This window comes from Pseudomonas sp. E6002, assembly GCF_013385565.1.
Classification (GTDB): Bacteria; Pseudomonadota; Gammaproteobacteria; order Pseudomonadales; family Pseudomonadaceae; genus Aquipseudomonas.
In genome coordinates this window covers 330970-341719 of the sequence record NZ_JACAPT010000010.1, presented here as the reverse complement: position 1 = coordinate 341719, position 10750 = coordinate 330970, and the positions used below count along the sequence as shown (strand labels likewise).

At 61.0% G+C, this 10750-nt stretch carries 13 protein-coding genes; 8 read left to right on the top strand and 5 right to left on the bottom strand.

The genetic code is table 11. The features are described from left to right. The first annotated feature begins 412 nt into the window (after nucleotides 1-412). From HX815_RS11750 to HX815_RS11730, 5 genes are all read left to right on the top strand, one after another. Complete coding sequence (locus tag HX815_RS11750; RefSeq protein WP_003219143.1) at nucleotides 413-706, top strand: hypothetical protein; 294 nt, start codon at nucleotides 413-415, stop codon at nucleotides 704-706. 246 nt (nucleotides 707-952) lie between these two features. Then, entirely contained in the window at nucleotides 953-3667 is a 2715-nt protein-coding gene (mgtA, locus tag HX815_RS11745) for a magnesium-translocating P-type ATPase (protein WP_023658814.1), read from the top strand. A gap of 59 nt (nucleotides 3668-3726) precedes the next feature. Continuing rightward, nucleotides 3727-3930, top strand: a complete 204-nt coding sequence (locus tag HX815_RS11740) for a hypothetical protein (protein WP_256351087.1) — start codon at nucleotides 3727-3729, stop codon at nucleotides 3928-3930. Between the two features lie 31 nt (nucleotides 3931-3961). Continuing rightward, a complete protein-coding gene (locus tag HX815_RS11735; RefSeq protein ID WP_177028285.1) occupies nucleotides 3962-4309 on the top strand; it encodes a DUF2493 domain-containing protein in 348 nt (115 codons plus the stop codon). A 144-nt stretch (nucleotides 4310-4453) separates the two neighbouring features. After that, entirely contained in the window at nucleotides 4454-5257 is an 804-nt protein-coding gene (locus HX815_RS11730; protein ID WP_177028284.1) for a hypothetical protein, read from the top strand. Nucleotides 5258-5432: 175 nt separating this feature from the next. On the opposite strand, the gene HX815_RS11725 is transcribed toward HX815_RS11730, so the two are convergent. Continuing rightward, nucleotides 5433-6152 (bottom strand): tellurite resistance TerB family protein, encoded by a 720-nt coding sequence (locus tag HX815_RS11725; protein WP_177028283.1) that lies wholly within the window; start codon nucleotides 6150-6152, stop codon nucleotides 5433-5435. A gap of 123 nt (nucleotides 6153-6275) precedes the next feature. Here HX815_RS11725 and HX815_RS11720 point away from each other — a divergent pair, with 123 nt between their 5' ends. Continuing rightward, on the top strand, nucleotides 6276-6803 hold the full coding sequence (locus tag HX815_RS11720) for a DinB family protein (protein WP_177028282.1): 528 nt from the start codon (nucleotides 6276-6278) through the stop codon (nucleotides 6801-6803). A 1-nt stretch (nucleotide 6804) separates the two neighbouring features. On the opposite strand, the gene HX815_RS11715 is transcribed toward HX815_RS11720, so the two are convergent. Both HX815_RS11715 and HX815_RS11710 read right to left on the bottom strand, forming a co-directional pair. Further along, nucleotides 6805-7260 carry a GFA family protein gene (locus HX815_RS11715; RefSeq protein WP_003207766.1) on the bottom strand — a complete coding sequence of 152 codons (456 nt, stop codon included), beginning with the start codon at nucleotides 7258-7260 and terminating at the stop codon, nucleotides 6805-6807. Between the two features lie 77 nt (nucleotides 7261-7337). Next, nucleotides 7338-8177, bottom strand: coding sequence for an SDR family oxidoreductase (locus HX815_RS11710; RefSeq protein WP_032899357.1), 840 nt, complete (start codon nucleotides 8175-8177; stop codon nucleotides 7338-7340). Nucleotides 8178-8277: 100 nt separating this feature from the next. On the opposite strand from HX815_RS11710, the gene HX815_RS11705 reads away from it, so the two are divergent. Beyond that, nucleotides 8278-9243 carry an AraC family transcriptional regulator gene (locus HX815_RS11705; RefSeq protein WP_102368998.1) on the top strand — a complete coding sequence of 322 codons (966 nt, stop codon included), beginning with the start codon at nucleotides 8278-8280 and terminating at the stop codon, nucleotides 9241-9243. Nucleotides 9244-9342: 99 nt separating this feature from the next. Beyond that, nucleotides 9343-9627, top strand: coding sequence for a hypothetical protein (locus HX815_RS11700; protein WP_003207761.1), 285 nt, complete (start codon nucleotides 9343-9345; stop codon nucleotides 9625-9627). Between the two features lies 1 nt (nucleotide 9628). Here the strand turns inward: HX815_RS11700 and HX815_RS11695 are convergent, their stop codons facing one another. Next, nucleotides 9629-10264, bottom strand: coding sequence for a LysE family translocator (locus HX815_RS11695; RefSeq protein ID WP_177028281.1), 636 nt, complete (start codon nucleotides 10262-10264; stop codon nucleotides 9629-9631). 208 nt (nucleotides 10265-10472) lie between these two features. Next, nucleotides 10473-10664, bottom strand: a complete 192-nt coding sequence (locus HX815_RS11690; RefSeq protein ID WP_023658809.1) for a hypothetical protein — start codon at nucleotides 10662-10664, stop codon at nucleotides 10473-10475. Between the last annotated feature and the right edge of the window lie 86 nt (nucleotides 10665-10750).

Genomic DNA, 10750 nt, shown 5'->3' with positions numbered 1-10750 from the left:
TGGCCGAACGCAGGCTTTGGAACCCCGCGATAAGTTATCCGGCTATTGTTACTTCACCTACCCTCCACACACCGAGCATTTATCAATAAGCACACTTGATATTGCAACTTCCCCCAACCTTCTATCTGAACAAACTCTGAACCAGTAACAATTTAAGTCATTAAACGTTGACATCCGGCAACTGCCTGAGTAAATTCCCCGTGCCTGCAACTCAGGGCCATTTTTCAACCTCACAAAAGAAGCCAATGGACACAGTATCTAGTCGTTGTCCGATCACCGTGAATGCGGCGAATCGGGCGCCAAACCCAGAAAAAATGACGGGACTCGCCTTTCCGGCCGAGTAAGCTGCGCTAGAGCCTGACGCTCCAACGTAACTGCCTCACCGGATGCCAGTCCGGTCCCGAGGTGTGTTATGACCTTTCAACTGATTGTTTTACCTGATCTGCGTACGCTGGCTAACGCCCTGCGTGCCAAATTGTGCCGCGAGCCCGTAGGCTTTTCCCCTACCCGCAGCACCTTTGTGACCTCATCCCCCCGCGTGTGCCCGACTCCCCGGGCACACTGGCGTATCTGCCCCACCACCGGCCACCTGGTCCAGCAATGGGATCATGCCGACCCTCAAGACCCACAGAGACGGGACGTTTCCAGCCTGGTCGCGCAAGCGAGCCTGATGCTGAGCCTCTACGTGGACGCTCGCGCGGCATAAGCCAGCTGGAAACAGCAACTTCCTGATTATCCGTTAGTTGATTAGCTGGAGTTCTCTATGGACGAAGCCAGTAGTAGCCCGCTGCGCGTTAGTTAACTAACGCGCTGTTAGCGGGCCTGTAGAAAGTTACCCAACACTTTATTTAAACCGATCGCGAAGTCAGCGACTCGGCATGCTTTCGCTCGCCTGTCATCAGGTAAGTACCGGGTATGTTTTGTCGAAAAATTGGCGACAGGAGTACACACAATGAGCGCAGTAAAAAACCCGAAACTGCACAAGAAAAACGGCACGGATACCGACACCAAGCTGTCGATGCGCGCCGCCCGCGAAGCCCAGAACGGCCTCTCGGCAACCCTCGCCAATGTCCGGGCAACCAAGGATGGCCTGACCGAACTGGATGCCTCTGCTCGCCTGCAACGTGAAGGCTACAACGAGGTGGCCCACGACAAGCCGCCTCACGCCATCGTGCAATTCCTCCAGGCCCTGAACAACCCGTTCATCTACGTGCTGCTGACCCTCGGCGCCATCAGTTTCTTCACTGACTACTGGCTGCCACTGCAGGCCGGTGAAGAAGCCGACCTGACCAAGGTCATCATTATCATGACCATGGTCATGCTCAGCAGCCTGCTGCGCTTCTGGCAGGAGCATCGTTCGGCCAAGTCCGCCGAGGCCTTGAAGGCCATGGTGCGCACCACCGCCACGGTGTTGCGTCGCGAGCAAGTGGGCTCCAAGCCGACCCTGCGGGAAGTGCCGATGCGCGACCTGGTGGCCGGCGATATCGTGCAACTGTCTGCCGGCGACATGATCCCGGCCGACATCCGCCTGATCGAGTCCCGTGACCTGTTCATCAGCCAGGCCGTGCTGACCGGCGAAGCCTTGCCGGTAGAGAAGTACGACACCCTCGGGGATGTGACGCAAAAATCCGCCACGTCCACGGCGGCCGACCAGGGCAACCTGCTGGACCTGCCGAACATCTGTTTCATGGGCACCAACGTGGTCAGCGGCCGGGCGAAAGCCGTGGTGGTTGCCACCGGCCCGCGCACCTACTTTGGCTCCCTGGCCAAGGCGATTGTCGGCTCCCGGGTGCAAACCGCATTTGACCGCGGGGTGAACAGCGTCAGCTGGCTGTTGATCCGCTTCATGCTGGTAATGACGCCGATCGTGTTCTTCCTCAACGGCTTCTCCAAGGGTGACTGGAGCGACGCGTTGCTGTTCGCCCTGGCAGTGGCGGTAGGCCTCACCCCGGAAATGCTGCCGATGATCGTCAGCGCCAACCTGGCCAAGGGTGCAACCGCCATGGCCAAGCGCAAGGTGGTGGTCAAGCGCCTCAACGCGATCCAGAACTTCGGTTCGATGGACGTGCTGTGCACCGACAAGACCGGCACCCTGACCCAGGACAAGATCATCCTCGAGCACCACGTCAACGCCTTTGGCAACCGTGATGACTCAGTGCTGACCCTCGCCTGGCTCAACAGCCATCACCAGAGCGGCATGAAGAACCTGATGGACCAGGCGGTCGTACAGTTCTCCGAGCAGAATCCGAAGTTCCAGGTGCCGTTTGCCTACAGCAAGGTGGATGAGTTGCCGTTCGACTTCATCCGCCGTCGCCTGTCGATCGTGGTCAAGGACGCGCAAAACGATCACCTGCTGGTGTGCAAGGGTGCGGTCGAGGAGATGCTGAGCATTTCCACCCACGTGATGGAAGGCGACGTGGCCGTCGAGCTGGATGATCGGCGTCGCAACGAGTTGCTGGCGATTGCCCAGGACTACAACGAGGACGGCTTCCGGGTGCTGGTGCTGGCCACCCGCAACATTCCCCAGGCACTCGCCCGCAAGCAGTACACCACGGCCGATGAGCGCAACCTGGTGATCCGTGGCTTCCTGACCTTCCTTGATCCACCAAAGGAAACCGCTGGCCCGGCGATCGCTGCCCTACGCGAAATTGGCGTGGCCGTCAAAGTGCTCACCGGCGACAACGCCATCGTCACCAGCAAGATCTGCCGCCAGGTCGGCCTGGAGCCAGGCGTACCGTTGCTGGGGACGGAAATCGAAGCGATGGACGACGCCACCCTCAAGCTGCGGGTCGAGGAGCGCACGGTGTTCGCCAAGCTGACGCCGCTGCAGAAGTCGCGGGTGCTCAAGACCTTGCAGTCCAACGGCCACACCGTGGGCTTCCTCGGCGACGGCATCAACGACGCTCCGGCCTTGCGGGATGCCGACGTGGGCATCTCGGTGGACAGCGCGACGGACATTGCCAAGGAATCCGCCGACATCATCCTGCTGGAAAAGAGCCTGATGGTGCTGGAAGAAGGCGTGCTGAAAGGCCGCGAGACCTTCGGCAATATCATGAAGTACCTGAACATGACCGCCAGTTCCAACTTCGGCAACGTGTTCTCGGTGCTGGTGGCCAGTGCGTTCATCCCGTTCCTGCCGATGCTGTCGATCCACCTGCTGCTGCAAAACCTGATGTACGACATCTCCCAGCTGGCCTTGCCGTGGGACAAGATGGACAAGGAATACCTGGCCAAGCCACGCAAGTGGGACGCGAAAAACATTGGCCGCTTCATGATCTGGATCGGGCCGACCTCGTCGATCTTCGACATGACCACCTTTGCCCTGATGTGGTACGTGTTCTCGGCCAACAGCGTGGAAATGCAGACCCTGTTCCAGTCCGGCTGGTTCATCGAGGGGCTGCTCTCGCAAACCCTGGTGGTGCACATGCTGCGCACCCGCAAGATCCCGTTCTTCCAGAGCAACGCCGCATGGCCGGTGATGATGATGACCTGCATCGTGATCGGGCTGGGCATCTACGTACCGTTCTCGCCGCTGGGCGCGATGGTTGGCCTGGAGCCGCTGCCACTGGCGTACTTCCCATGGCTGGTGGGCACCCTGGTCGCCTACTGCTGCGTGGCACAACTGATGAAAACCCTCTACATCCGCCGCTTCAAGCAGTGGTACTGATCAACCGCCCCTGAAAGCGCTGGCTATCGGTAGATAGCCAGTGCACGCGGAGACAGACAATGAACACACTTATGAGCTACCTCGACAACGCTGCTCGCGCGCTGCTGGTGTACGGCCTCGCCCAGGCGGCCAAGGCGGTGATGGTGCTGGGCGTACGGCTGTACGTGCGCAACGTGCTCAGCGCCGTGGAAATGCGCTTCATGCTGGGTTTTTCCAGCAGCTTGAACAGCACCTGCATCCGCTTGCTGCGCCCGCGTCGATAAATGGCAATACGCACTACAAGGAAAGATCACCATGCGCGTCTTGATCTGTGCAGGTCGTCATTACGCCGATACAAAAATGTCCCGCCAGGTGCTGGACGCCTACCACCGCCTGCGCCCGGTGCAGGTGTTGATCCACGGTGGCAGCCAGTTCCTGGGCAGCGACGTGGAAGACTGGGCCCGGGAAACCGGAGTGAATGTGGTGCGTTACCCACCCAACTGGCAACGCCATGGCAAGCAGGCCGAACGCCATCGCAACCAGTTCATGCTCACCGACAGCCGGCCCGACGTGATCATCGCGCTGCCCGGTGGCGACGACACCTCGGAACTGGTGAGCCAGGCCAGGGCCAGTGGCATCCATGTGCTGACTGTAGACAGCTGAATCAACCCTTATTGGAGTATCCAGGCATGAACGAAGAACCCCGTTGTAGCGGTACCCCGTTGCACACTTTTTTCTATTTGAAACACGGCGCGTCCCTGCCAAGTCCGGTCGGGGCGCGCCACCGGCTGTTGATCGAGGTTCACCATGTACAAGAAACACACCCCTGACGGTTTCGCCAAATACCGCAACCGCACCACCCACGTTACCTTCCATCCCCTGCCCGCCTCCAAGCTTCGGGCAGTGCGGCGCAACCTGATTTTCGTCGGCGTGACCGCGGGCATCGTGCTGGTGCTCAGCCTGATGTCGAATGCCCATGCGGCAGGCGGCTCCTACGTGGTCGACGACGGCGCAATCAACGCCCCGGGCGAATGCAATGTCGACGCCTGGTTCACCGCCAACCGGCACGCGGGCTCAACCCACAGTGAAACCCTGGCGCCGGCCTGCACCTCCGCTGCCATTCCTTGGTTGCAGTGGACTGCCGCCGTGTCCCGGGCCAACCATGATGGCGACGGCGAAACCCAAGTGAATCCGCAGCTCAAGGCGCAGTTGTGGGCCCGGGAAGACCTGGGCCTGGAACTGGCCGCGTCTGCCGGCGTACATTACGCGCTGAACCGCCGGCACTCGTTTGATGGCGCGGACTTGAATGTGCCGTTTACCTGGCAGCCCATGGAGGGCCTGCGGCTTAACTTCAACGCCGGCTGGAGCCACGCCTATAACGACGGCGACCAGACCCATCGGCCGACCTGGGGCACCGGGTTTGAATACAGCCTGATGGACTCATTGACACTGATCGCCGAACGCTACGGCCAGCAAGGCGGCGACCAGGCCTGGCAAGCCGGGCCGAGGATGCATATCGGCAAGAATGTGGACGTGGACCTGGTGGTAGGACGCAGTTTGATCGGGGATCAGCATCAATGGCTCACGACGGGGGCCACACTGCGGTTCTAACCCACAGACGATGATCCCAGTGGCGAGGGAGCTTGCTGTGGCGAGGGAGCTTGCTCCCGCTGGAGTGCGAAGCGCTCCCAAAATTTCCGGGGCCGCTACGCAGCCCAGCGGGAGCAAGCTCCCTCGCCACAGCAAGCTCCCTCGCCACAGGTTTGGTATGACCGTAAATAGCGATTTAAACCTGCCCCTTGGCCTGCTGTTCCAGATGCACCTGCAACGCAGGATCAATCTTCAACTGCGCCGCCAGCTCATCCAGATAATTGCGCTCCGCGTCCCGCTGGTCATCCACCAGCAGCACACTGACCAGGTACACCTCCGACGCCACCGCCGGGTCGCCGGCAAACTCGGCAAAATCCGTCGCATTCAACGGTTTGGCCACCTCGGCATCCAGCCACGCCTGCAATTGCGGATCATCGGTGTGCTTGCCGATCTCGGCCGAGATCATCTGCTGCTCCCGCTCATCAATCTCGCCATCCGCCTTGGCTGCCGCGATCAATGCACGCAGCACGGCGTGGCTGTGTTCTTCGACCTGCGCGCCAGACAACTGGTCAACCGTCTGCAACGCCTGCTGCGGCGCCGACGCCTGTTGCCGCTGCCAGGCCTGATACGCCTGGAACGCCATCATCCCCAACGACGCCAGCGCCGCGTAGTTGGTGCCGCCGGTGCGCCCCTGAGGTGCCGCACGGGTTCCGCCGAGCATGCCGCCCAGGCCACCGAGCAAGCCACCAAGGCCGCCACCGCCGGAAGCCGAAGCAGCGCTGCCGCCCAGCAAACCGCCAAGCAAGCCGCCCAAACCACCGAGCCCGCCCTGAGACCCGGGTGCAGCGCCGCCCTGCTGGCTGGACGAGGCCTGGCCCGCCCGCAGCAATTGTTCCAGTAGATCGCCGGTATTCATGGTGTCACCCTCCCAGGGCGCAGAGTTCCAGATCAACAACAATAGCTGCGCTGCGCGAGAACACCATGACCGCCCGGCAGGCTCGCATTATCATGGCGACGCCCCCCCATCGAGGAACCTCACGTGACCCGTACCGAGCAGATTGCCTTGATGGCGACCTATAACCAGTGGATGAACCGCAAGGTGTATGAAGCGGCCCACGGCCTGAGCGACGAAGACTTGATTGCCGACCGTGGCGCGTTCTTCGGGTCGATCCTTGGCACGCTGAACCACCTCGCCCTGGGTGATCGCGTCTGGCTCAAGCGTTTCGCCGAGCATCCAGCAGGCTTTGCCGCGCTGGTACCGTTAGACGCGTTGGCGTTGCCGCCACGCCTGAATAAACTGGCCTTCGCCGATATCCGTGAACTGTCGGCCCACCGCGCCTGGCTCGACCAGCTCATCATCGACTGGGTGCAGTCGATCAGTGAGCCGGACCTGGATCAGCCCCTGCAGTACCACAACATGGCGGGCACGCCCATGAACAAGAATTTTCATGCACTGCTCGTGCACTTCTTCAATCACCAGACCCACCACCGGGGCCAGGTGACAACGCTGTTGACCCAGGCCGGGCGCGACGTGGGCGACACCGACCTGCTGGCACTGATGGACTAGTTCAACCGCCGCTGTACTCGGCGTACGCCTGTATCAGCGCGGGGAAATTCTCCCTCTCCGGGAGCTGCGCAAAGCTGTGCTGCGCCGGGGTAGTCGCCCACGGCAGCTTTTCACTGGTCCAGGTTTCTATGAATGGCACATAACCGCTGGCGTCATCCAGCATGGTGGGGCGCAGGTTGATCAGATCTTCCACGCCATTGGGGCGGGAAAACATCCAACTCATGCAGTGGGGGCAGCAGTAGTGGCGGTCTACGCCATGCAACCCGCCGATCACCGGGTTGCCCTGGGTGATGGTGAATCCGTGGCTGGGGATCAGCGCGCTCAGCGAGAACGCGCTGGATGACATCTTCTGGCACCCGGTGCAGTGGCACGCCATGGTGATCAATGGTTTTTCGGTCACGGTAAAACGCACCCGGTCACAACGGCAGCCGCCTTCCTGGGACTCTTGATTGCTCATCTTCCACTCCAGTCACATTGTGTGTGTGACCGGAGGATAAACGAGCGGGTGCGTCGCGAACAGCAATGCCGGTTTCGTTACGGCACAAAGAAGTCCGTCGAAAATGCCAGGTCCTTTTGCGCTTCCAGTGCTGCCAGACGGTCGCTGAGCTGCTTGTGCATCACGGTGTAGGCGTCTGGCCCCAAGGCAATGCGCTTGGGCGCAGGGTGCTGGTCGACGCTGGCAAGCATGATCGCAACCATCTTGGCCGGGTCACCCGACGACACCGTCGTGCCGCCTTCGATCATCCGCCGTGCGTGGCTGGAAGGAGAACGGTCGTAGTCTTCCAGGCGTGGCGCCAGTTGCGCGCTGCGGTAGCGAAAACCGGTGCGGGCGCTACCGGGTTCGATGAGGGTGCAGCCGATGTTGAAACAAGCCACTTCCTCGCCCAAGGCGTCGACAAAGCCTTCAATTCCCCACTTGCTCGCATGGTACAGCGAACCACCCGGGAAAACGGCCTGCCCGCCCATGGTGGACAGTTGCAGGATCCGCCCGCCACCCTGGGCCCTGAGGTGGGGCAGCGCGGCGCGCAACAATTGAATGGAACCCAGCAGGTTGGTACCCAATTGATGCTCGATCTGCTGATCGGTCATCTCTTCTGCGGCGCCGAAAAGGCCGTAGCCTGCGTTACTGACCACCACCTCAATGGACCCCAGCGCCTTGAATGCCTGATCGACCACCCGGCGAATCGCCGGGGTATCAGTCAGATCCAACTCGGCCAGCCACAGCCTTTCGCCATGAAGCGCTCGCAGGTCCGCCATGCTCGCCAAATCCCGGACCGTGCCCGCAACGCGCTCCCCCCGTGCCAATAATTGCTCGGTCATCTCGCGTCCAAAGCCACTGTTGGCTCCGGTGATCAACCAAGTGCGTGATGTCATGATCAAACCCTCTGTAGTGACGTTGGAGACCCCAGCATATCCATCCGACCTAGACGATGAATGCGCTAGACTCCAATTTTTATAAGCAATCGTCTAAATCATGACTGATCCATTTTCCGAGTTGCTCACCTTCATGCAAGCCCGCTCCGTGATGTCCGGCGGCCTGGTGGCGGGCGGACGCTGGGCGATCGCCTTTCCACCGGCTACCCAATTGAAGTTCTGGGGCGTGTTGCGAGGGACGTGCTGGCTGAAGATCAAAGGCGAAAGCACGCCCATTGCGGTAAACGAAGGCGATGTGTTTCTACTGTCGGCCGAAAGGCCCCATGTCATGGCCAGCGACCTGAGTGCAACACCGGTGGATTTGCAACAGATCCTCGACAAGCGAGTGGGTGCCCTGGCGTATCACGGCGATGGGGATGAGTTCTTCATGATTGGCGGCAAGGTGGAACTCAGCCCTGACTCCGAACACCTGCTACGTGCAGCACTGGCGCCCTTCATCCATTTGAATGCCAGGACCCATGCGCTCGAAACACTGCATTGGTTGCTCAATCAACTGGTGCGTGAACGGGAGCATGATCGTCCGGGTGCAGCAGTGGCCTCATCGCAACTGGCGCACCTGATGTTCATCGAAATTCTGCGTTTGCATTTCGAAACCGCACCGCCGCTGTCCGGCAGTTGGCTGCGCGCCATGACCGACAAACGCCTGGCGCCGGCGCTGCGCCTTATCCATGGCGAGCCGGGCGAAACCAGGCCGTTGGAGGTACTGGCCAAGGCGTGTGCAATGTCGCGAGCCAGCTTTGCGGCCTACTTCAAGGACGTCGCCGGGGTCTCGCCGATGGCCTACCTCACCCAGTGGCGCATGCGTCTGGCAGCGCGGGCGCTGGCTGAGGGCAAACGCTCGTTGATCGAGCTCGCGCTCTCGCTGGGCTACAACTCCCAGAGCGCATTCAGCCATGCCTTCAAACGTGAGATCGGCCGCTCGCCGTTGCATTACCAGCAGGCGCTACGGGTGTCGACGGAGGCGCAATACCCTCAAACGAACGCATGGAGCAGCGAACTGTCATAAAAGACAGAGCGGTGAACATCAGCCAATGGCTGCCCCGCCCTGCCCGCGCGCATCAGCAGATTACCGATGCGACGCATCCCCCAAGAAGGAGACGCTTACATGGTCATTCACTTCAAGGTCGCCGGGCATCTTGCCTGCGGTCATCACGGCAACAACCTCCCTTCCAGCACCGAGCTGAATCGGGTCAAGTGCCGTACCTGCCGTAACACCGAAGTCTTCAAGGAAGCCCGCCGCACCCAACGCAACGCCGCTCGGCGTGCCGCGCGCAAGTCCAAAACCGCCCATGCCGCCGGTGACTGGCGCAGTGCCTGGACCCAGCGCCTGACCGACCTGCCAGGCCGTCAGCGCCTGCCACGCGGGTTCCACGGCCAGCCATTCGTTTAAGTTACGCAGCCGGGGCACGACGGTAAGCGGCCAACAGCACGCCCATCGTCATCAACAACCCACCCGCCCCACGGTTGAAATGCTGCAAATGTGCGGGCCGCAGGCGACTGAGCAAGCGTGCCCCGCATACCGCGTAGAACATCATGATGCTGACATTGAGCACGCACAGCGCCAGCAACAGGCACGCGTACTGCGGCAGTTGTGCCTGGGTGCTGTCGACGAATTGCGGCAGGAATGCCGACATGAACAACAACGCCTTGGGGTTGGAAATCGCCACCAGGAAACTGCGGGTGAAAATACTCGCCGAGCGGGTGCCGCCGTCCTCACCCTCGTCTACCGATGGCAACGCCGCCTGGGGTGATCGCAACATCTGCCAGCCGATCCAGATGAGGTACGCCGAACCGATCCATTTCAGCGCCTGAAACAGCCCTTCGCTGGCCGCGAGCAGCAATCCCAGGCCACACGCCACCGCCGTCACCAGCAAAGCGTCGGCCAACACCGCCCCGGCCATGCCCCAGAACGCCGCCTGCAAACCATGGCGCGAACCATTTTGCAGGGCCAACAGAACCGTCGGGCCAGGTATCGCGATAATCGCGGCGCTCATCATCACGAACAGAAATAAGGTTGCCAGGGACATGACCGGTTCCTACGGGCTGATCAGCTGCGAATCATCCCAAAATAACCTCTGTGTGGCGAGGGAGCTTGCTCCCGTTGGGCTGCGTAGCGGCCCCAAAATCCTGGGAGCGCTTCGCACTCCAGCGGGAGCAAGCTCCCTCGCCACCGGTCATGTGTTGCTCAATTGGGTGCCAATAAAAAGCCCCGGATTGACCGAGGCTGTTGAGGGCTCATGCATCATTGGCGACCGGCCTAGACCGTGCCTTGTAACCCGGTAGCGCCGCGGCATACGCCAGCGCCTGTTCACGGGAACCGAAGGATGCCAGGCGATCAGCCTTGGTACAGACGCGCCACGGGCCGCTGTTGACCTGCACGATGTCATAACCGTTGAGATGCAGCTTGTTCAGCATGGGAGTGCTCATAGTCACCTCTCTCTCCAGAGATAATCCAGGTGTTTGCCCGGTCTACCATACACCCGCTGACGACGAGGCAGCCTACCGGACGTCGA